We start from the raw sequence: 22033 nt of genomic DNA, 5'->3' as shown, positions 1-22033 counted from the left end.
GGTTTCACACCGCCCTCACCCCGGTTTCACCGCGTCGCACCGGGTTTCACCCGCTGCGCACCGGTTTCACCGCCCTCCCCCTGGTGCCCGTACGGCGTGAGCCCGGGGTCCGCGCCGTACGGCGTGACGCGGGGTTCGCCCGGCCGTACGGCGTGAGCGCGGGGGTTCGCGCGGCCGTACGGCGGGAGCCCGGGGGCGGCGTGGCCGTACGGCGGGAGCCCGGGGGCGGCGTGGCCGTACGGCGGGAGCCCGGGGACGGCGTGGCCGTACGGCGGGAGCGCCGCGGCGGGTGGTGGCCCGCCGCGGCGGAGGGCGCTAGCGGCCCTGGAGGGACTTGACGTTGTCGCCGAACGTCCAGTTCTTCGAGCCGTCCCAGTTGAGGGACCAGGTCATCAGGCCCTTGAGGGCGCCGTTGAAGCTGTTCCAGCTCTGGGAGACCAGGGCGGGCGACATGTACCCGCCGCCCGCGCCGGGCTGGGCGGGCAGGCCGGGCACCTGCTTGTCGTACGGGAGCCTGATGGTGGTGCCCTGGATGACCAGCCCGTTGTTCAGGCAGGTGGTCTGGGCGACGAAGCCCTGCACGGTCCCGGCGGAGTAGGAGTCGCCGGAGCAGCCGTACATGCTGCCGTTGTAGTACTGCATGTTCAGCCACCACAGGCGGCCGTTGTCGGCGTACTTCTTGATGATCGGCAGGTAGGCCCCCCAGATCGAGCCGTAGGTCACGCTGCCGCCGGTGACGTAGGCCGTCTCGGGCGCCATGGTCAGCCCGAAGTTCGCGGGCATCTGGGCGAGCACGCCGTCGATGATCCGGATGAGGTTGGCCTGCGACGTGGAGAGCTGGTTGATGTTGCCGCTGCCGGTGAGGCCGGTCTCGATGTCGATGTCGATCCCGTCGAAGTTGTACCGCTTCAGGATCGGCACGATGGTCTGGACGAACCGGTCGGCGACCGCGCTGGAACTGAGGTCGATGCCCGCGGTGGCGCCGCCGATCGACATCAGGATCGTCAGCCCGGCGGCCTTGGCCTGGCACATCTCAGCCGGGGTCGCCACCTTGACCGTGGCGTCCATTCCGTCCTCCCACAGCACCGTGCCGTCCGACCGGATCACCGGGAAGGCCGCGTTGATCACGTTGTACCCGTGCTGGCGGATGCGCGGGTCGGTGATCGGCGTCCACCCGAACGGCGGGTGCACGCCGTTCGCGGCGCCGTCCCAGTTCTCCCAGTACCCCTGGAGCACCTTGCCGGCGGGCCGCGACTTCACCGGGCACGTGGTCTCGGTGGGCGACGGCGACGGGGTGGGCGAGACGGTCGGCGTGGGCGTGGGCGTGGGGGTGGGCGAGACGGTCGGCGTCACGGTGGGGGTCGGCGAGGGCGAGGGGCCGCCGGGGCCGTCCAGGCTGACGTCGTCGGCGTGGTAGGCGCCCTGGCCGTACCACCCGTGCAGGTAGACCACGGCCGAGGTCTGCCCGGCCGAGGTGGTGAACGACAGCGTGAGCTGCCGGTACGCCGAGGGCGAGGAGGTCCAGGTGGCGTTGCCCCCGGTCACGCCGAGGTGCACGTAGCTCCCCCGGACCCAGGCGCTGAGCGTGTAGGTGGTCGATCCCCTGACCGGCACCGACTGCTGGCACCGCGCGGTGTCGGACCCGCTCGCGGCCCCGGCCAGCGCCTTGGTCCCGGACCTGACCGGTGTGTCCACGACCGAGCCCAGCCCGCCGGAACAGGTCCAGGGATCGAGGCTCCCGCTCTCGAACCCCGGATTGGTGAGGAGTTCGGCCGCGCGGGCCGAGGCGTGGACGGCGAAGACGCCTCCCACGATCGCCAGGAGGAACGCTGCGGCCAGCACGAGCAGCCGAGGCTTTCGTCGCGTCATGAGCACAACCCTTCTGCGCCCCTTGCGGGGGACGGGCACGGACGGGCATGGACCGGCATGCACGAGCGGAGACGAGCGGGAACGGGCGGAGACAGTGCGGAGACGAACGGGAACGGGCGGGGACCAGCGGGAGCAGGCGGGGACGGTCGGGAACGGGCACGGCACGGGGCCGGGGAGTGGCGCGAACACATAATTGTAAAGAAACTTGCTTGTTGTCTATGGCCCTCCGGACAGACCTCGCTGCCGGACCACGCCCCCTCGGCGCGGGGAGCCCCCGGATTGTCCGCCGCCACCATTCCCGAGTGCGATTCGGTACGGCGCGCGAGGGCGTTTCCGGCGATTTCCCGGCCGATCGCGGGACTCCCGGAAATCCGGCGGGCGGGGCCGACCGGATTCCGGTTTCCCCGGCCGCGGCGATTCCCACTTCCGGCGGCGCGTCGGACCCGGTCGCCGGTTCCGGTTCCGGCCCGATTCCGGCGGTGTTTCGGGCCTGGCCGACCCGGCTCCCGAATGTTAGAAACGGGCGCATGGCTGAGATCGTGTTGTTTCACTCGGCGCAGGGGCTTCGGCGGGGGGTGGGGGTCGCGGCGGAGATTCTGCGGGGTGCGGGGCATTCGGTGCGGACGCCCGACTACTACGACGGGGAGGTGTTCGATGATGTGGACGGGGGATTGCGGAAGCGGGATTCGCTGGGGCTCGCGGAGATAGACCGGCGCGTACGGCGGGCCGTGGCGGACGTCGGCGGGCCCGTCGTCTTCGCGGGGTTCTCGCTGGGGGCCTACGCCGCCCAGAGACTGGCCGCGTGGCACCCGAAGGCGGTGGGCGCGGTCCTGCTGCACGGGGGCGGGCTCGGCGAGGAACCCGCGGCGGGCTGGCCCGGCGGGGTGCCGGTCCAGGTGCACTACACCGAGCGGGACCCGTGGGTCGACCCGCGCGAGGTGGACGTCCTGGAGCGCGCCGTGACCGGGGCGGGCGCCCGGTTCGAGCGTCACGTCTACCCCGGCGACGCCCACCTGTTCGCCGACCCCGACCTGCCCGACCACCGGCCGGAGGAGGCCGGCGCGATGTGGGACCGGGTCCTGACCTTCCTGCGCGAGCTCTGACGACCGCACGGCCCGCGCCCTCGCACGGCCCGCGCCCCGCCCACCCCGCCGTACAGCGCGGCACGGCACGGCATGACACGGCACGGCATGGCATGGCATGGCATGGCATGACGGGAGTATCGCGGAGCTGCGGAAACCGGCGTTATTGACTCTGGTCACAATGCGAGTCGAGACGCGCACCAAAGGTCACTGGGTCTTCACTTTCTCACTCCCGTCACTTTATTCTCACCGCTGTCCGCAGTGGCGAGAGGAGGACGGCATGAAGATCGAGATCAAGAAGGTCGAGGAAGTCGAGACCACCAGCAACAGCAACGGCTGCTGAGTTCACGCGGGGTCCCCGTCCGGGGGCCCCGCGCCTTTTCCTCTCCGAACGGTGGTGGTGGATGTCGCGGGTGCTGGTGAATCCGGCCTTTCCGCTTTTCGTGGACGACGACCGGGAACGGGCCAGACTGGGGGACTTCCCGCTGACGGGGCGGGTGCTGGAGCCCGCGGAGGAGCCGCTGCGGCGGCTGCTGCGGCTGTGCGCGAACACCCCGCGGACCCGGGCCGAGCTGCACGGGCTGATCGCCGAGGTGCCGCCCGGGGAGATCGACGCGGCGGTGGAGACCCTGCTCGGCGCCCGCGTGCTCGTGGACGAGGCGGACGTGGCCAGGCTGACGGCCGACGAGCGGCTGTCGCGGCAGGCGCTGTTCCTGTCCATGTTCCATCCGGCGGACCGCGTCGAGACGGCGCTGCGGGAGCTGGGCGAGGCGCGGATCACCGTGCTGGGCGCGGGCGCGATCGGCGGGGCGGTGGCCCTGCAGCTCGTGACCGCGGGCGTCCGGAACCTGCGGCTCGTGGACGACGACCGGGTGGAGGTGTCGAACCTGCACCGCCAGCACCTCTACACGCCCGCCGACGTCGGGACCCCCAAGGTGAAGGCCGCGGCGCGGCGCCTGCTGGAGCACCGGCCGGACGCCGCGGTCGAGACCGCGGAACGCCGTCTCGCGGGCGCGGACGACGTGGCCGGGGTGGTGGGCGACGCCGACTTCGTCGTGAACACCGTGGACACCCCGCAGCCGCACATCCGCCGCTGGGTCAACCAGGCGTGCGTGGACGCGGGCGTGCCGTTCGCGAGCGGCGGCTTCACCCAGCACGTCGGGATGGTCGGGCCGCTGGTCGTCCCGCGCGAGACGGCCTGCCTGGCCTGCCAGGAGACGAGGTTCGCCGCCCGCTACGACCGGGCCGAGCTGCCCCTGCCGGAGAACCTCGGCCGCACGATGCCGGCCTTCGCCCCGCTGTGCGCGGCGGTCTCGGGGCTGCTCGCCTCGGAGGTCGTCAGGTACCTCACCGGGACCGGCCCGTGCGCGATCGAGGACGCCACGGTGTACCTGGACCTGGTCGAGCTGAGCGTGACCACGCGGCGGGCCGGCCGGGTGGACGGCTGCCGGGTGTGCTCATGACCGACCTGTCGTTCCTGAGCGTCGTCGAGGACGGGCCCGACGACTACGTGGTGGGCAACGGCGAGACGTTCATCAACGTGCCCGCGATCGGCGCGGAGGTCGTCCGCCTGCTGGACGGCACGCGCACCCCGGCCGAGGTGCGCTCGCGCGTCCTGCGCGAGCACGGCGTGGACGTGGACGTGGAGGACTTCCTCACCGGCCTCGGAGGCGCCGGGCTGCTCCGCCCTCCGGAGGTGAGGCCGAACCTGTGGGACCGCGTCAGGCCGGGCCACGTGCGCTGGCTGTTCTCCCGCCCGGCCCATCTCCTGGTGGCGGTCCTGTTCGCGGGCGCCGTCGCCGCCATGGCCGTCCGGCCGGAGGTGTCCCCGACGTACACCGGGCTCGTCTGGACCAACAGCCTGGCGTTCACGCTGACGTTCGCGGCCGCGTCGTGGCTGCTCGTCTTCGTGCACGAGCTGAGCCACATCGCCGCGGCGCGCTCCCTCGGGGTGCGCGCGGAGCTGTCGCTGGGCACCCGGCTCCAGTTCCTCGTCGCCCAGACCCGCGTCACCGGCGTGTGGCGGCTGCCGCGGCGGGCGAGGTACCGGGTGCACCTCGCGGGGATGCGCACGGATCTGGCGATCGCGTCGGCGGGCACCTGTTACCTGGCGTTCGCGGGGCCCTCCCCCGCCGACGGGCTCGTGCGGCTGGCGGTGCTCATCTGCTGGTCGCAGATCGCCTGGCAGTTCCTGTTCTTCATGCGCACGGACGTCTACTACGCGTACGCCAACCTCACGGGCGAGAAGAACCTCATGGACGACGCCCAGGCGTACCTGCGCGCGGTCCTGGCGCGCCGGCCCCGTCCCCCCGTCGCCCGGGGCGTCCGCGCCTACGCGCGGTTCCTGGTCGTCGGCCGCGTCCTCGGCCTGGCCTTCTTCGCGGGCTACATGGTCCCGATCACCGTCGCCGCCTGCGCCCGGGCCTGGGAGGAGTACCAGGCGAGCCCGGGCTCGCTCACGCCCCTGGCCACCATCGCGGTGATCGCCGCGGGCTGGCTGCTCTACGTGTACGTCTTCGTCCGCCAGCGCCTGCGCTCACGCCGTACGGCCGGGGCGGCGGCGCCGGAGCGGGAGAGCGCGGATGTGGCGTGAGGGTGAGATTCGCGTGCTTCGCGTTCAGGTCTCATCCATCACAAAAGCCTAGAAACGGACTTTAGTGCAGTCTTTTGTCACCATCACCGACTGTATTGTCGCCGGGGGACCTGCTTCGGTAGGTTGCGATCGTTGTCCGCGCCCAAGGCGACCCAAGAGAGCGCCGCTGGCCTGACCTTGGTAAAAGTACCGGCCCGGATGGCAAAGAATTGGCGTTAGCCTGGGAGTTCGACGTTATGCTTCCTGGGCAGCGCCCATCTCCATATCCGGATACTAGCTAGGGCTGGCGAGCATGAACGACTACACTCTGCCCACCGTTGTGGTTGACAACGACAATGTTCCTCTCTCGGACCTCGCGGGACAGATCGACTCACCCGAGACGTCCGCCATCTCCTTCAACTCCTCGATCTGAACGTGCCGTTTTAGGCGATGCCTGAAGCCGTCGCGCCGTTCCGCCAGTTCGTGGTCAAGGTGGCGAGCAGGTGTGATTTAGCCTGCGATCACTGTTACGTGTTCGAATTCGCCGACCAGAGCTGGCGCGGACGGCCGGCGGTGATGACCGACGAGACCGCCGAGCGGGTGGCCGCCCGCATCGCCGAGCACGCCGCCGCCCATCGCCTGAGAACCGCCCACGTCATCCTGCACGGGGGTGAGCCGCTGCTCGCCGGCCCGGCCAGGCTCGAACGCATCGCCCGCACGCTGCGGGCGGCCCTCGACGGGGTGGCGGAGCTGGATCTGCGGATCCACACGAACGGCGTGCTGCTGAGCGAGCGGTTCTGCCGCGTGTTCGAGGAGCACGACATCATGGTCGGGATCTCACTCGACGGCGACCGCGCGGCCAACGACCTGCACCGCCTCTACCGGGACGGCCGCAGCAGCTACGACAAGGTGATCGCGGCCGTCGACCTGCTGCGCGAGCGCCATCCCCGGCTCTACGCGGGACTGCTCTGCACGATCGACGTCCGGAACGACCCCATCGCGGTCTACGAGGCGCTGGTCGCGCTGGAGCCGCCCCGCATCGACTTCCTCCTCCCCCACGCGACCTGGGACGAGCCGCCGCTGCGGCCCGAGGGGTCCGCGACGCCGTACGCCGACTGGCTGATCGCGATCCACGACCGGTGGATCGCCGACGGGCGGCCCGTGCCGGTGCGGCTGTTCGACTCGATCACGTGGGGGGCGCGCGGGCGCGGGAGCCAGACCGAGTCGCTCGGGCTGTCGGTGTCGGACCTCGTGGTGATCGAGACCGACGGTGAGTACGAACAGGCCGACTCCCTCAAGGTCGCCTACGACGGCGCCCCGGCCACCGGGCTCGACGTGGTCCGGCACTCCCTCGACGAGGTGGCGCGGCACCCCGGCCCGGCCGCGCGGCGCGGCGGCGCGGACGACCTGGCGGACGAGTGCCGGGCCTGTCCCCTGCTGGTCGCCTGCGGCGGGGGCCTGTACGCCCACCGGTACCGCACCGGCACCGGCTTCCGGAACCCGTCCGTGTACTGCCCCGACCTATTCAAACTGATCCCCCACGTGGACCGGGCCTCCGGAGGCGCGACGCACACGCTGCCGGCCTCGGCGCTGGGCGCGCTGGCCGCCGTGACCGCGGGGCCCGGGGAGATCGAGCTCCTGCACGCCCCCCAGTCCAGCCTGACCCGCCTGCTCGTCGCCCGCGCCCACGGTTCCGATCCTGGCGACTCCGCCTGGACGGCTCTCGTCCGCCTCGACCGAGACGACCGCGCCGCCGTACGGCGGGCCTTCGGGCACCCCTACGTCCGCGCGTGGGCCGCGGGCCGTGCGGCGGGGCGGGGCGACGCCCGGCACCTGGCGGCGGTGGCGGCCGCGGCGGCGATCGCGGCCGGGCGGCCGGCCAAGGTCCCCGTGCCGGTGACGGACGGCGTGATCCACCTGCCCGGGCTCGGCCGCCTGCGGGTCGGCCCCGGCGTGGAGGCCCACGTGGAGGTGGGCGACGGCGGGTTCGCGGTGCACGCGCACGGGCACCGCTACGACCCGGCGAGCCCCGAGTGGGAGCCCCTGCGGGAGACCTTTCCCGGCGGTCCCCTCGTGGACGACGTGGACCCCTACCGCGACCGCTTCGGCAGGCCCGCGCGCGAGCGGCTGGACGAGACCGGGTTCGCCGCGTGGCGGGAGGCGTTCGCGGCGGCGTGGAAGGCGCTGGACGCCGAGCACCCCGATCAGGCCGCCGTGCTGCGCGCGGGGGTCCGGATCGTCACCCCGCTGACCGGGGACGACGCGGAGGTCGCGGTCGCCCGGGAGGCGCCCGGGGCCCTCGGGGTCGCCGGGCGGCCGACGCCGGAGTCGCTGGTGCGCGGCTTCTGGCGGTCCCGCCTCGCGGCGGTCCAGGACCTGTTCGACCTCACCGGCGGGGACACGCGCGTCGAGGAGGAACTGTCCGCGGCCTACTCCCGGCTCGCGGCCGCCGCCGTCGCCCGGCCCGCCGAGGCCGCGGACCTGCTGGAAGAGGTACGGCGCGGCGTCCGCGACCTCGCGAGCGGGCCGCTCCCGGACATGGGGCGGCGGTTCGTCACCGGAATGGACGCGGCCGCGGCCGCCCGGCTGAGGAGCCTGCCGTGCGCCCCGCCGGCCGACCACGCGCCCTGAGCGGCCCGCCCGCCGACGTCCGCCTGGAACCGCTGCTCACAGTGGAACCGCTGCTCACGGACGACGCCCGCCTCCAGCCGCTGCCCTCCGATGACGCCCGCCTGGAACCGCTGCTCGCCGCCGACGTCCTCACAGCGCCCGTCCCGCCCGTCCCGCCCGTCCCGACCGCCCCGCCCGCCCCGGTCCACGTGGCGGCGCTCCCGGACGTCGTGCGCCGGCGGGCGCGGCCGGCCCCTCGGCCGTACGCCACGGAGGAGCCGGGCCGGCGGGTGGTCGGCCGCGAGGAACTGGTGGCGGGGCTGCGGGCGATGGGGCTCGCGGCGGGGGACCTGGTGCTGGCGCACGCGTCGCTGCGGTCCGTCGGGCGGATCGACGGCGGCGCGGAGACCCTGGTCGGCGCGCTCCGGGAGGTGATCGGGAGCGACGGGACGGTGGTGGTGCCGACGTTCACCCCGGAGAACTCCGACACCTCCCGCCTCTTCCTCGAAAGCACGCGCGGGATGACGGCGGAGCAGGTGGCCGCTCACCGCGCGGTCATGCCGCCCTTCGACCCCGCGGCGACCCCGTCGCGGTACTGCGGATACCTGACCGAATTCGTGCGGACGCGCCCGGAGGCGGTGCGGAGCGCCCATCCGCAGACGTCGTTCGCCGCGCTCGGGCCGGCCGCGGCCCGGCTGATGGCGGGCCACCACCTGGAGGACCACCTCGGGTCCCGGTCCCCCCTCACGAAACTCTACGAGGAGAACGCCCGGGTGCTGATGATCGGCGCCGGATACGGCACCTGCACGGCGTTTCACCTGGCCGAATACCGCTACATTCCGTCACCGCCGCGACGGCGATATGCCTGCGTGATCGAGAAGGACGGCGCGCCCACCTGGCATTCGTACCTGGACGTGGTGCTCGACGACGGTGACTTCGCCGTTTGCGGTCAGGCCATGGAGTCCCGGGTGAAGGTGCGGAAAGGGAAGGTGGGCGCGGCCGAAACGCGCGCTTTCCGGTTGCGTGACGCGGTGGACTTCGCGGAGATCTGGATGCGCGAGAACCGCCCGGCGGCGTAAGATCCGGAAAATCGGCGGAACGGCCCCTTCGAAATCCGGACGCCGAATCTATAATCAAAAGCCATTCAGGCGGCCACAGGAGGTGCGGTGGCAGGTACCCCCGAGGCGCGCCCGCATCCGCCGTACTTCTTCCTCAGTTACGCGCGCGTCCCGCACAACGACCCGGCGAACAAGAACCCCAACATCTGGGTCGAGCGGTTCTACCGGGACGTCTGCCACGAGATCCTCCAGCTCACCTCCCTCCCGCACGGCGTGCCCGCCGGTTTCATGGACACCGACCTGGCGACCGGGGTCGAGTGGGACAAGCGGCTCGCGCTCGAACTCGCGACCTGCCAGGTGTTCGTCCCGCTGTACTCCCCCAGGTATTTCGAGAGCGAGCAGTGCGGGAAGGAGTGGGCGGCCTTCGACCTGCGGCGGCGCCACCACATGAGCGGGGGCGGGAACCCGCCGGAGGTGATCGTCCCGGCCTACTGGGTGCCGGTGCCCGAGTACAAGATCCCCGAATCGCTGCGGGCCATCCAGTTCAGCGACAAGGCGCTCGGCACGCACTACAAGGAGCGCGGGCTCTACGGCCTGATGAAGATCAGCCGGTTCCGCGACCACTACAAGCTGGCGGTGGACTCGCTGGCCAAGCGCATCATCGCGGTGGCGGACGAGGTGCGCCTGCCTCCGGCCGAGCCCTGCGACTACGCGGCGATCAAGAGCGTGTTCGAGCGCGACGAGGGCCGCCGCTTCCAGATCACCGTGGTCAGCTACTCGGCGGACACCGTCGCCGACGGGCGTGACCCGAAGTACTACGGCACGGCCGCGCGCGACTGGAACCCCTATCCGCCGGAGGCGAGCCGGGCGCTGGCCGAGATCGCCGCCGAGATCGTCCGCAGGGCGGGGTTCGAGCCCGACGTCGGCACCTACGAGGAGCACCGGCGCGACCTGAAGGCGGCCTCGCCCGCCTGCCCGGCCCTGGTGCTCGTGGACCCGTGGACGGCGGCGGACCCGCACTTCCGGGAGGTCTTCGCCGAGCTGGACCGGCCCGACCGGCCCTGGGTCGGGCTGGCGGTCCCCTGGAACGACGCGGACGCGCAGACGACTGAGTGCATGGACGCCCTGCGCGCGGGGTTGCGGGAGGTCCTCCCGGCCAAGATCGACCAGGGCCGCCCGGCCGTGCGGAAGGCCGCGAACGGGCTGCACGGCCTGGCCGACTTCGAGTCCTCGCTCACGCTCGTGATCTCCGAACTGGGCAGCGCCTACCTGCGCCACGTCCAGGCGCCGCAGGTGCCCGGCACCGCACGGCCGCGGTTGTATCCGCCCTCGCACTCCGACCCGCCCGAAGAGGGGGAGCCATGACAGATGCCCGCAATGGACGGATCATCACCTTCTACTCGTTCAAGGGCGGGACCGGGCGGACGATGGCGCTGGCCAACATCGCGTGGATCCTCGCCTCGAACGGGCGCCGGGTGCTGGTCGTCGACTGGGACCTGGAGTCCCCCGGACTGCACAAGTTCTTCCGGCCGTTCCTGGACGGCGAGGTGATCGCGGGCACCCCCGGCGTGATCGAGCTGATCCAGGAATACGCCTGGGCGGCGCCGCAGGACAAGCCCCGCCCGCCGGACTGGTACCGCGACTACGCCCAGGTGGAACGGCACGTGGTGTCCATCGAGTGGAGCCACTTCCCGCCCGGCGGCGCGCTGGACTTCCTCTCCGCCGGCCGGCAGAACCGCGACTACTCGTCCCTGGTGTCCACCTTCGACTGGGACAACTTCTACCGGCTCGGCGGCGGCAAGTTCTTCGACGCCCTCAAGGACGACATGCGCAGGACGTACGACTACGTCCTGATCGACAGCCGGACCGGGCTCAGCGACATCGCCGACATCTGCACCGTGCACTTCCCGGACACGCTCGTCACCTGCTTCACCCTCAGCGACCAGAGCATCGAGGGCGCGGCGGGCATCGCCGGGCAGATCGCCGACCGGTTCCAGGAGCGGGGCATCCGCATCCTGCCGGTGCCGATGCGGGTGGACGACGCCGAGAAGGAGAAGCTCGACGCCGGGCGGGCCTTCGCCCGGGGCCAGTTCGAGCGGTTCCCCGCCGGGATGAGCCGGGAGGAGGCGAACACCTACTGGGGCGCGGTGGAGATCCCGTACAAGCCGTTCTACGCCTACGAGGAGACGCTGGCCACGTTCGGCGACGTGTCGGGCTCGCCCAGCTCGCTCCTGTCGGCGTACGAGCGGCTGACCACGGTCATCACCGAGGGCGCGATCACCTCGATGCCGCCGCTGAGCGAGGACCTGCGGCTGAGCCACCGGGAGCTGTTCGTACGGCGGCGCCCGACGATGTCCACGGACGTCTACCTCAGCTACGTGCCCGAGGACCGGCTCTGGGTGGACTGGATCACCGCCGTGCTCACCCAGGCGGGCTTCCGCGTCCACCCGTACGGCCCGCCGGGGCCGGAGGACGCGGGCCGGGTCATGGAGCCGGGGGCGCGGACGATCGCCCTGGTCTCCCCCGCCTACCTGCGCTCCTCCCGCGCCCGCGAGACCTGGCAGGCGGTGTCCCGGGGCGAGCTGACCGGGACGGGCGGCCAGCTCGTCTCGATCCGCGTCGCCGACGTGCGGCTGCCCCCGCCGTACAACGACCCGGTGCCGATCGACCTGGGGGCGCGGCTGGACGAGGAGCAGGCGATCGCGGCGGTGCTGCGCGCGCTGGACCGGCCGGTGAAGGCGGGCGAGTTCGCGGACGCCTCGATCCCGCGCTTCCCCGGGGTGCAGCCGGCGATCCTGAACCTGCCGACCCGCAACGCCTCGTTCACCGGCCGCGGGGAGATCCTGGAGCGGCTGCGCGACCAGCTCGTGGGCGGCAGCCAGGCGGTCGTGACCCAGCCGCAGGCGCTGCACGGCCTGGGCGGCGTGGGCAAGACCCAGCTCGCGATCGAGTACGCCCACCGGTTCATGACCGACTACGACGTGGTGTGGTGGATCGCCGCCGAGCAGCCCGAACTCCTCAACGTGGCGATGGCCGAGCTGGCCAAGCGGCTGGACATCCGGATCGGCGACAACGTCGCGGAGAACGCGCAGGCCGCGCGCGAGGCGCTGCGGATCGGCGAGCCGTACAGCCGGTGGCTCCTCATCTTCGACAACTCCGACAATCCCGAGGATCTGAAGCGGTTCCTGCCGGGCGGGACCGGGCACGTGCTGATCACCTCGCGCAGCCAGACCTGGGTGGAGGTCGCCGCCCCGCTGGAGGTGGACGTGTTCACCCGCGAGGAGAGCCTGGAGCACCTGCGGCGGCGCGTGCCCGCGCTGAGCGACGAGGACGCGAACCGGGTGGCCGAGGAGCTGGGCGACCTGCCGCTGGCGATCGAGCAGGCGGGCGCGTGGCTGCAGGAGACGGGGATGCCCGTCGAGGAGTACGTCGCCAAGCTCACCGAGCAGCCGGCCAAGACGCTGGAGCTGGGCGACGCTCCCCCGGCGTACCAGACGCACGTGGCCGCGACCTGGAACGTGTCCTTCCAGCGGCTGCGGGAGCGGTCCCCGGCGGCGGTGCGGCTGCTCCAGCTCCTGGCGTTCTTCGCGCCCGAGCCGGTGTCGCTGTCGATGCTGTACGGCGACGAGACCGTGCGCTGCCTCGTGCCGTACGACGAGACCGTCCGCGAGAAGATCATGATCGGCCGGCTGGTCAAGGAGCTGAGCCGGCTGGCGCTGGCCAAGGTGGACCAGCGCGACAACTCGGTGCAGGTCCACCGGCTGGTCCAGGCGGTGCTGCGCGACCAGATGAACGAGGAGGAGCTGGAGTCCACCAAGCACGAGGTGCACCGCATCCTCGTCGGCGCGCGGCCGCGCGAGGGCGACACGGACGACCCCGAGACCTGGCCCCGGTACGACGAGATCTGGCCGCACCTGACGCCCTCGGAGGCCGAGCGGTGCGACGAGGAGGAGACGCGGCAGCTCCTCATCGACCGCGTGCGCTACCTGTGGCGGCGCGGCGAGCTGGACCGGGCGCTCCGGCTGGGCCGCCGGCTGGAGGACCTGTGGACGACCAAGCTGGGCGACTTCGACCAGCAGACGCTGTACCTCCGGTTCGAGATGGGCAACGTGCTGCTGTTCAAGGGGCGCTACCAGGAGGCGGTGGACCTGTTCCAGGCGGTGCTGGACGACCAGCGGCGGGTGCTGCCCGAACGCCACCACCACCCGCTGGTCACGGCGGGCGGGCTCGCGGCGGGGCTGCGCGCGCTGGGGCGGCTGGAGGAGTCGCTGCGGATGGAGGAGGAGACCTACGCCCGCACGCGCGACCTGTTCCTCGAGGACCACCCGCGCACGCTGATGGTGGCCAACAACCTGGCGGTGGCGCTGCGGCACATGGGCGACTTCAACGCGGCCCGGCGGCTGGACCAGGAGACGCTGGACATGCGCCGCGCCGTGCTGCGGCCCGACCACTCCTTCACCCTGGTGTCGGAGATGAACCTGGCCCGCGACATGCGCGAGGCCGGGGAGTACGCCGCCTCGGTGGAGCTGCTGCGCGGCACGGTGGCCAGCTACCAGCGCATCCTGGGCCCGCAGTTCCCCGAGACGCTGCGCGCCGTCCGCAGCCTCGGGGTGTCGCTCCGCAAGGCCGGCGTGCTGACCGAGGCGCGGCACCTGATGGAGTCCACCTACGAGCGGTACGTCCAGCGGTACGGCGAGCGCGCGCCGGACAGCGTCGCGTGCAAGCTGAACCTGTCCTGCGACCTGTCGGCGGCGGGCGACAAGGCGGGCGCGATCAAGCTGGGCCGCGAGGTGCTCCAGTGGTACACCGACACCCTCGGCCCGGACAATCCGTACAGCCTGATCGCGGCGAACAACCTGGTGACGTTCCTGATGGGGGCCGGGGACCTGGCGAGCGCGCGGGAACTGGGCGAGGACACGCTGCGGCAGTTCCGCCGGGAGCTGGGCGAGGAGCACCCGTTCACGCTGGCCTGCTCGGTCAACGTGGCGAACGTGCTGGGCGAGCTGCGGGAGCACGCCGCCGCCGAGAAGATGGAGCGGGCGACGCTGCAGCGGATGCGCGAGACGCAGGGCGCCGCGCACCCGAACACGCTCATCTGCGAGGCGAACCTGGCGATCACCCTGCGCGAGGCCCGGCGCACCGACGAGGCGCGCGAGCTGCGGGAACCGGTGCTCGTCCAGCTCCGGCGGCTCCTCGGCGAGACCCACCCGGTGGTGATCTCCGTCCTCGACTGGCGCCGCGTCGACATCGACCTGGAGCCCCTGGCCTGGTGACGTGAGCGCTGACACCCGCCGGGCCGCGCCGTGCCGTCAGGGGCGTCCGGTACGGCTCACGCCGGCGAGCCCTCGGCCGCGGGCTCGGAGACGGGGGCCGGAACGGCGGAGACGGCCGGGGCGGGCAGGGCGGCGCCGGGGGCGGAGGTCAGCCAGGGCAGCAGGTCGGGCAGCACGTGCAGGGCGTGGAAGTGCGCCGCGCCCCGCTGGATCAGCATGGTGGCCTTGGGGATGCGCTCGGCGAGCCAGCGGGCGTGCCCGAGCGGCGAGAACCGGTCGTCCTCGCCGTGCCAGACCAGGGTCGGGACGGTGATCTGCGCCGGGTCGAAGCCCCAGGGCGAGCAGAAGGCGATGGCGTCGTCGATCCAGCCGTCCGGGGACCTGCGCACGGCCTCGGCGTAGTTCTTCACCAGCATCCGCCGGATGCCGGTGTCGGCGACGACGCGCCGGTCGGAGTCGGTGAGCTCGTCGTACAGGGCGTTGACGAGCTGGATCGGGTCCTCCCTGATCTCGGACGCGGTGGGCGCGAGCCGGGCGGCGAGGAGGCCGCGGCCGTGGATCGCCGTCATGTACTCCTCGATGTTGGTCTCGGTCATGCCGTCGAACCAGTCCAGCCCCTCGGCCTCACGCGGGGCCAGGCCGACCAGCACGGCGGCGCGGGTCACGCGGTCGGGCATGAGGGCGGCGCAGGCCAGGGCGTGCGGGCCGCCCCCCGAACGGCCGGCGACGGCGAACGTGCCGATGCCGAGGCGGTCGGCGATGGCCGCGACGTCGGCGGCGACGTCCCCGACGCTGCGGCCGGGGTGGCGGTCGGAGTGGCCGTACCCGGGCCGGTCGTAGGTGATCAGGCGGACGCCGAGCCGGTAGAGCAGGCCGCTTCTGGGGAGCGGGCCGAGCCTGCTCCCGGGGGTTCCGTGGAGGAGGAAGACCGGCCTGCCGCCGTCGATCTTCCCCCGTTGCGCGACCGCGAGCCAGCGGGTCCGGTCCGCCGAGAACACGCCCTCCACCGCCACCGTTTCTCCTCCCATCGAGGTCGCCGGTCCCGTCCCCGCCGCACCACGGCGCGCCCTGGCCGCGGCTCTCGCCCGTGCCGTGCCGCCGCGCCGTACGGCACTCGCCCTGCCGTACGGCTCGCGCCCCCGGTGCCGCGCGGGCACGCCGTGCCGCGCCGTGCAGCGCCGGGCCGCCCCGGGCCGCCCGGGCGTCCTGGCCCGCTCGCCGCACGGTCGCGCTCCACCGTACGGGCGGCGCGGGGTTCGCGGGGTCCGATGCCGATTCCGGATGCTGATTCAGCATCCTCTCCGGGGGCCGAGTGCGAAAGGGTGATCCGGTTCCCGCCGAGCGTAAACCGTCCTCGGGGTTCTAACTCCGAATCCTCGCCTGGATCGCGGCGATTGACCGGGTTAGTTTCGGGAGACGGCGGTCACGTCGCTTCGGAGGGGGAGGGAGGGGCGAGTGAATTTCCCCGCGTCCACGGTCGTCCGCGTCTCTTTCGGATTACTGGCCCTGGCCGCGGCGTTCACCGGCTTTTTCGGGCTGACCGAATTCTCCGAGGTCAACTTACGTGATTCTCCGCCCAGTTTCTTCGACCTGCTCTACTGGGATCTCCAGCTCTTCGTCTTCGAATCCGGGCCGGTCGAGGAAGGGGAGCAGGCGATTCCCGCCATGCTCCAGTTCGCGCGGTTCGTGGCCCCCCTGGTGACCGTCGCCACGGTGGTGGACGGCGCCCGGCTGCTGTTCGCCGCGGAACTGCGGCGGATCAAGGCGCGGAACGCCAGCGACCACGTCGTCGTCTGCGGGTCGGGCGCGGTCGCGATCGCGCTGATCGAACGGCTCCGCGACACCGCCCCGCACATCGTCGTGATCTCCTCCGCCCCGACCACCGCGTGGGCCGACCCGGCGGTGCTCCAGGTCGTCGGCGACGCCCGCAACCCCGCCACGCTCCGCGCCGCGGGCGTCCACCAGGCGTCCACGCTGTACGCCTGCGAGGCCGACAGCGCGACGAACACCGCGATCGCCCTCGCCGCGCACAGCGTGTCGCGTTCGGGCAGGCATGAGCCGCTCTCGGCGTACGCCCTGATCCCGGATCCCGACCTGTGCAACGCGCTGCGGGCGCGGCGGCTCAGCGCGCCGGGGAAGCGGCGGCTGCGGCTGGACTTCTTCAACCTGGACGAGCTGGCCGCGAGGGTGCTGCTGGACCAGCATCCCGTCCGGAACGACCAGCCGATCGTGGTGATCGGGCTGAACGCGTTCGGGCGGAGCCTGCTCGTGGAGGTCGCGCGACGGCGCAGGCTGTACCCGCCGCCGGTGCGGCTCCCGGTGACCTGCATCGACACCGAGGCCTCGCGGGCGATCGCGGCGTTGTGCCGGCGGTTCGAGTTCATCGCGGAGACCTGCGACCTCACGGTGCACAACGTGCGGCCCGCCGACCTGGACGTGACCCGGCTGCTGCCCGACCGCACGCCCCAGCGGGTCTTCGTCTGCTACGACGACCAGGACCTCGCCCTCAAGACGGCGCTCACCTCGCTGCGCCTGTGGTGCTGCGGGCCCGACTCGCTCGTGGTGCGCGTCGAGCAGACCGCGACGTTCGGCCGCGCGTTCCAGGACGTCCAGCTCCTGGAGGGGCTGTCCGGCACCCTGCGCATCTTCGCGATCAACGAGGAGGCCGGGGACCCGCGCCTGATCGCCGAGGACATCGTGGAGACGCTGGCGCGCGCCATCCACGACAACTACGTCTTCGAGCGCATCTCCCGGCACGAGACGACGCCCGCCCACACCTCGGCGATGCTCCCCTGGGAGGACCTCCCCGCCTACCTCCAGGCGGCGAACCGCAGCCAGGCCGAGGACATCGGGCGCAAGCTCGCCAGGATCGGGTGCGCCCTGGCCCCCCGGGTGGAGCCCGACCTCGACTTCACCTTCAAGGACCACGAGATCGAGACCCTGGCCGCCATGGAGCACGAACGCTGGCTGAACGACCTGGTCGGCGACGGCTGGACCCACGGCCCGGTCCGCGACAGCTCCCGCAAGCACCACCCCGACATCCGCCCCTGGGACGACCTCTCCCCCAGGGCCCAGGAGAAGGACCGGGAGATCATCCGCAACCTCCCGGCCCTGCTGTCCACGGCCGGCTTCCAAATAGTCCGCGTCACCTGACCTGCCCGCGTCACCTGACCTGCCCGCGTCACCTGACGTCTCGCGAGCCCGGCGGGGGGCGTGCACGGCGGGATGCGACGGAATCGGGATCTCCGGTAGCGTGCCCCGGGGCCCGTAGCGCAGCCTGGCCGCCGCGCCTCCATGCCATGGAGGAGGACGCCGGTTCGAATCCGGCCGGGCCCCACTGTCGCGGGCCCGTAGCGCAGCCTGGCCGTCGCGCCCCCTCTCAACGGGGGAGGACGCCGGTTCGAATCCGGTCGGGTCCACTCGACGGCGCGAGCCCGTAGCGCAGCGGCCGTCGCGCCTCCATGGCATGGAGGAGGACGCCGGTTCGAATCCGGCCGGGCTCACGAGGAGGGCGGATGGACGTCGGGGAGTTGCTGCGCGCGCTCGGGGAGGTCCGGCGCCTGCCGCCCGGCGACCCGGACCGGCGCCGGGTCGAGCACGCCGCCCTCGCCCTCGTCCGGGACGGCCAGCGTCACCGCAAGCGCGACCGCCGCCGCGCCACCGCCGCCGCCGACGGCGCGCTTCTCGCCACCACCCCCATGGGCTCCCCCGCCCGCGTCCCCGACGCCCCGCTCCCCGCCCCCGCTTCCCCCGGGGCGAACGGCCTCCGCGACCGCGCGCTGCCGCCGTACGGCTCGCGCGGGGACGACGCGAGCCCGGCGGGCGGGGGGACGCTGCGGCGGGAGCGGCGGTGCTATGTGTGCAAGGAGGCGTTCACGCGGGTCGGGGAGTTCTACCACCTGCTGTGCCCCGGGTGCGCGGCGGTGAATCTGGCGCGGCGCGCGGCCCGGGCGGACCTGCGGGGGCGGCGGGCGCTGGTGACCGGCGGACGCGTGAAGATCGGGCACCACGTGGCGCTGAAGCTGCTCCGGGACGGGGCGCACGTCACGGTCACGACGCGGTTCCCCAGGGACGCGGCGGAGCGGTTCGCGGCGGCCGGGGACTGGGCGGGGCGGCTGGAGATCGTCGGCATCGACCTGCGCGATCCGCGGCAGGTTCTGGGGCTGACGGGGCGGCTGCTGGACGCGGGCGACCCCCTGGACATCCTGGTGAACAACGCGGCCCAGACGCTGCGGCACCCGCCGTCGGCGTACGCGGCGCTGGTCGAGGGCGAGCGCCGGCCTCCGGTGCCCGGCGCGTCCGTCTCGGCGGCCCCCGGATTCGCCGGGCTCGCCCCGCCGCACGAGGTCCCGCCCGCGCCCGCCGCCCCGGCGGACGGGATCCCGGTCGCGCCGCCGTACGAGATCCCGGGGCTCCGGCCCGGCGTGACGGGGGCGCCGGAGGTCTCGCCCGTCGCGCCGGGGGTGCCCGACGTGTCGGGGTCGCTGCCCGACGTGTCCGGGTTGCTGCCCGACGTGTCCGGGTTGCTGCCTGACGGGGCGGCGCGGAACTCGTGGTCGGCGCGGATCGGGCAGGTCGGGCCGGTGGAGGTGCTGGAGGCGCAGCTCGTCAACGCGGTCGCCCCGTTCCTGCTCCTGGACCGCCTGCTGCCGCTGCTGCTGGCGTCGCCGCGCGAGCGGAGGTACGTCGTGAACGTGTCGGCGATGGAGGGCGTCTTCGCGATGCCGAACAAGACCGGCCGCCACCCGCACACCAACATGGCCAAGGCCGCGCTGAACATGCTCACCAGGACCAGCGCCGCCGACCTCGCGGAGCGCGGCGTGTACCTGTGCAGCGTGGACACCGGCTGGATCACCGACGAGGTCCCCGCCCCGCTCCGCGCGGGCCTGGACCGCCGCACCCCGCTGGACGTGATCGACGGCGCCTCCCGCGTCTACGACCCCATCGTCAGGGGAGAGGCCGGCGACCCGGTGCACGGCGTCCTCCTCAAGGACTACCGGGAGGCCCCCTGGTGAACGACCTCGACGACCTGCTCGCCTGGCTCCGCTCCGGCCGCCCCGTCCCGAGGCGGGTGGACTTCCGGACCGGTACGGCGATGCCCGACGGCCGCCTCGACCTGTGCAAGCAGTCCCTCGGCCCGTACGGCGCGGCGCTGGTGGCGGGGGCGCTCCCGCCGTACGGGCCGGTGCGGCACCTCCTGATGGGCACGGACGGCCTGGGCGACGACGGCGCGGCGACGGCCGCGGCGGGCGCGGTCGCCTCGGGGGCCGAGACGCTGTACCTCGGCTGCAACGAGATCACGGCGGGAGGGGCGTGCCGGATCGCCGACCGGCTGCTCGCCTCGCCCGGCGTGGTCCGCGGCCTCTGGCTCAAGCGCAACCCCCTCGGCCCCGCCGGCGCCCGGATCGGCGCGGACCTGGTCCCGGCCGGGCTCACCACGCTCGACCTCGTCCAGACCGGCCTGACCGCGGGGGGCCTTTCGGCGCTGGTGGACGGGGTCCTGGCGGCGGGCGGGATCGGCCGGCTGTTCGTGAGCGGGAACCCCCTGGGCCCCGCGGGCGCGGCCGGACTGGCCCGGCTGGTCGCGGCGGACGGCGTGGACGAGCTGTACGCCTCGGCGAACGGCCTGGGGGACGACGGCGCTCTCCTGATCGCGTCGGCCCTGCGCCCCGGCGGCCGGCTGCGGCGCCTCTCCCTCGCCAGTGACGGGATGGGCCCGGCGGGCGTGCTCGCCCTGATCCGCGCCGCCGTGGCGTCGGGCGTCGAGGTCCTCGACCTGGGCCGCGTGCGCGCCGCCGCCGTGCTGGCCGCCCCGGACAACCGCCTGGACGACGCCACCGCCGCCGAAGCCGCCGACGCCCTGGCGGCGCACCCCCACCGGCTGGCCCACCTGGACCTGACCCACACCGCGACCACCAGCCGCGCCGCCCTCCACCTGCTCGGCGGCCTGCGCCGCGCGCCCTCCCCCACCCGGGTGCGGCTGGGCCGGGGCATCGCCTTCCGGGTCAAGCGCGACCTGGCGGAGGCCGCCGCGGCCGTGCCCCCGCTGACGCCCCACCCGGAGGTCGCGGCCGTCAAGAGCGTCCACCGCACCGGCCGCTGACCCGAGGGCGGGCAGAACCACTGGTGCCCGCCCGCCGTGGTTGTTTGGATGGCCGCGTGGACGAACGGCGGAGGACGCGGGTCTCCAAATCACTGGCCAGGTGGCTGCGGCATCAGCCGGAGGCCATCGGGATCGAGCTGGACCCCCACGGCTGGGCGGAGGTGGACGCGCTGCTGGCGGGGGCGGCCGAGCGGGGCTTCCCCATCACCCGCGAAGAGCTGGAGGAGGTCGTCGCGCTCAACGACAAGCGGCGGTACGTCATCGAGGACGGCCGGATACGCGCCCGGCAGGGGCATTCGGTGCGGGTGGACCTGGCCCTGCCGGCGCTGGAGCCGCCCGCCTTCCTCTACCACGGGACGACCGGCCGCGCCCTGGCCGCGATCCGGCGCGAGGGCCTGCGCCCGATGACCCGCCACGCCGTGCACCTCTCCCCCGACCGCGAGACGGCCACCCGCGTGGGCGCCCGCCGGGGCCGCCCGGTCGTCCTCACCGTCCGCGCCGGTGACATGCACACCGCCGGCCACGAGTTCCACCGCAGCGACAACGGCGTCTGGCTGACGGCCCACGTCCCCCCGGCGTACATCCACTTTCCCCGCCCCTGACCCCTTCCTCCGGTTACTACGGGCTCCTCCGGATACCTGCCGGATTCCTCCGGGCTCCTCCGGGCTCCTTCAGGCCGGGAGATCCCGCCGCCGGTCTCAGCGGCGCTCACCGAAGACGGTGAGCGGGGCGGAGGCGTTGAGGGCGCGGTCGAGGACCCGGACGAGCGCCTGAGCCTGGGCGGGGGCGGTGGCGTCCGCCCACTCCTCCGCCGCGACGAGGAAGCCGCACAGGTCGTGGCGGACGCCGTGGAGCAGGGCGGCGAAGCGGGAGAACGGAACCCGGATGAAGAAGTTCTCCTCGCCCGCCTCGCCGAGGCCGCCGTCCTGCCAGACGCGCAGGTCGGTGCCGGCGACCTCCACCCAGGGGGCGGGACGGTGGCCCAGCCAGGGGGCGTCGCCGCCCGCCGCGCCGGACCAGGCGCGCCAGTCGGCCAGATCCACGCAGCAGCCGGGCATGATCGTCAGGCCGGTCGCGGCGTCGTGGATCCGCAGGCCCCCCGGCAGGCGCGGGTGGTCCGCGGCCAGGACGCGGGCGATCCGGGCGGGGGCGCTCTCGTCCTCCGGCTCCCCGCCGCACCCGTCCCCGTCCCGCCCCTCCCCGTCGTACGGCAGGAGGCCCACCACCGTGCCGATCTCGGCCGGGGTGGACCGGGCGGTCAGGTCGATCACGCCGGTGTCCGCTACCGGCCAGGGGGCGGAGGGGGGAGAGCCGTAGATCTCCACGATCGCGGCGATTCGCACGGTCACCTGCGAAGACTGACATCCGAGGGGACCGGGGCGCCACGGGGTTTCAGGGGAATGGTTCGTTCCGTGCAATTGCCTTACGCAAATGGCCATTGACGGTGGAATGTCGGCATGTTTGCC

General features: G+C 73.2%; 16 protein-coding genes and 2 tRNA genes. 15 read left to right on the top strand and 3 right to left on the bottom strand.

The window, feature by feature from the left end; genetic code table 11:
• The first annotated feature begins 83 nt into the window (after positions 1-83).
• Positions 84-338 (top strand): hypothetical protein, encoded by a 255-nt coding sequence (locus D5H75_RS40870; RefSeq protein ID WP_147425140.1) that lies wholly within the window; start codon positions 84-86, stop codon positions 336-338.
• Here the strand turns inward: D5H75_RS40870 and D5H75_RS13335 are convergent.
• Entirely contained in the window at positions 316-1869 is a 1554-nt protein-coding gene (locus D5H75_RS13335) for a glycosyl hydrolase family 18 protein (RefSeq protein ID WP_147425139.1), read from the bottom strand. The two genes, D5H75_RS40870 and D5H75_RS13335, sit on opposite strands and share 23 nt — an antisense overlap.
• Positions 1870-2396: 527 nt before the next feature.
• Between D5H75_RS13335 and D5H75_RS41505 the strand changes: the two genes are divergently transcribed.
• The 8 genes from D5H75_RS41505 (at position 2397) to fxsT (ending at position 14464) form a co-directional block, all read left to right on the top strand.
• The gene (locus tag D5H75_RS41505) at positions 2397-2972 is read left to right on the top strand and encodes a dienelactone hydrolase family protein (protein WP_202638114.1); all 576 of its coding nucleotides are present in this window, start codon (positions 2397-2399) and stop codon (positions 2970-2972) included.
• A gap of 160 nt (positions 2973-3132) precedes the next feature.
• Positions 3133-3294: a hypothetical protein gene (locus tag D5H75_RS41500; protein ID WP_202638113.1), complete on the top strand. Its 162-nt coding sequence runs from the start codon at positions 3133-3135 to the stop codon at positions 3292-3294.
• Positions 3295-3355: 61 nt separating this feature from the next.
• Entirely contained in the window at positions 3356-4414 is a 1059-nt protein-coding gene (locus tag D5H75_RS13325; protein ID WP_147425138.1) for a TOMM precursor leader peptide-binding protein, read from the top strand.
• The gene (locus D5H75_RS13320) at positions 4411-5544 is read left to right on the top strand and encodes a PqqD family peptide modification chaperone (protein ID WP_147425137.1); all 1134 of its coding nucleotides are present in this window, start codon (positions 4411-4413) and stop codon (positions 5542-5544) included. The genes D5H75_RS13325 and D5H75_RS13320 overlap by 4 nt, the downstream gene beginning before the upstream one ends.
• Before the next feature lie 429 nt (positions 5545-5973).
• Complete coding sequence (locus D5H75_RS13315) at positions 5974-8154, top strand: FxsB family cyclophane-forming radical SAM/SPASM peptide maturase (RefSeq protein ID WP_119926749.1); 2181 nt, start codon at positions 5974-5976, stop codon at positions 8152-8154.
• The gene (locus D5H75_RS13310; protein ID WP_242454214.1) at positions 8124-9212 is read left to right on the top strand and encodes an AAC(3) family N-acetyltransferase; all 1089 of its coding nucleotides are present in this window, start codon (positions 8124-8126) and stop codon (positions 9210-9212) included. The genes D5H75_RS13315 and D5H75_RS13310 overlap by 31 nt, the downstream gene beginning before the upstream one ends.
• A gap of 87 nt (positions 9213-9299) precedes the next feature.
• On the top strand, positions 9300-10556 hold the full coding sequence (locus tag D5H75_RS13305; RefSeq protein ID WP_119926748.1) for a TIR-like protein FxsC: 1257 nt from the start codon (positions 9300-9302) through the stop codon (positions 10554-10556).
• Positions 10553-14464 (top strand): FxSxx-COOH system tetratricopeptide repeat protein, encoded by a 3912-nt coding sequence (gene fxsT / locus D5H75_RS13300; protein WP_119926747.1) that lies wholly within the window; start codon positions 10553-10555, stop codon positions 14462-14464. Before D5H75_RS13305 ends, fxsT begins: the two co-directional genes overlap by 4 nt.
• A gap of 56 nt (positions 14465-14520) precedes the next feature.
• Here the strand turns inward: fxsT and D5H75_RS13295 are convergent, their stop codons facing one another.
• The gene (locus D5H75_RS13295; protein WP_202638112.1) at positions 14521-15477 is read right to left on the bottom strand and encodes an alpha/beta fold hydrolase; all 957 of its coding nucleotides are present in this window, start codon (positions 15475-15477) and stop codon (positions 14521-14523) included.
• Positions 15478-15919: 442 nt separating this feature from the next.
• On the opposite strand from D5H75_RS13295, the gene D5H75_RS13290 reads away from it, so the two are divergent.
• The 6 genes from D5H75_RS13290 (at position 15920) to D5H75_RS13260 (ending at position 21169) form a co-directional block, all read left to right on the top strand.
• The gene (locus D5H75_RS13290; RefSeq protein ID WP_119926745.1) at positions 15920-17617 is read left to right on the top strand and encodes a RyR domain-containing protein; all 1698 of its coding nucleotides are present in this window, start codon (positions 15920-15922) and stop codon (positions 17615-17617) included.
• Positions 17618-17725: 108 nt separating this feature from the next.
• Positions 17726-17799: transfer RNA gene (locus D5H75_RS13285), tRNA-Gly, on the top strand.
• A 95-nt stretch (positions 17800-17894) separates the two neighbouring features.
• Positions 17895-17967 (top strand) — tRNA-Ala (locus D5H75_RS13275).
• Between the two features lie 12 nt (positions 17968-17979).
• On the top strand, positions 17980-19479 hold the full coding sequence (locus D5H75_RS13270) for an SDR family NAD(P)-dependent oxidoreductase (protein WP_119926744.1): 1500 nt from the start codon (positions 17980-17982) through the stop codon (positions 19477-19479).
• Positions 19476-20567, top strand: coding sequence for a leucine-rich repeat domain-containing protein (locus tag D5H75_RS13265; RefSeq protein WP_242454213.1), 1092 nt, complete (start codon positions 19476-19478; stop codon positions 20565-20567). Before D5H75_RS13270 ends, D5H75_RS13265 begins: the two co-directional genes overlap by 4 nt.
• A gap of 56 nt (positions 20568-20623) precedes the next feature.
• Positions 20624-21169: an RNA 2'-phosphotransferase gene (locus tag D5H75_RS13260; RefSeq protein ID WP_119926743.1), complete on the top strand. Its 546-nt coding sequence runs from the start codon at positions 20624-20626 to the stop codon at positions 21167-21169.
• 96 nt (positions 21170-21265) lie between these two features.
• Here D5H75_RS13260 and D5H75_RS13255 read toward each other — a convergent pair whose 3' ends face one another.
• A complete protein-coding gene (locus tag D5H75_RS13255; RefSeq protein WP_119926742.1) occupies positions 21266-21916 on the bottom strand; it encodes a hypothetical protein in 651 nt (216 codons plus the stop codon).
• Between the last annotated feature and the right edge of the window lie 117 nt (positions 21917-22033).

The sequence above is a fragment of the Bailinhaonella thermotolerans genome (genome assembly GCF_003594875.1).
Taxonomy (GTDB): domain Bacteria; phylum Actinomycetota; class Actinomycetes; order Streptosporangiales; family Streptosporangiaceae; genus Bailinhaonella; species Bailinhaonella thermotolerans.
The sequence above is the reverse complement of the archived record's forward strand: the minus strand, read 5'-3'. Positions and strand labels throughout refer to the sequence as shown.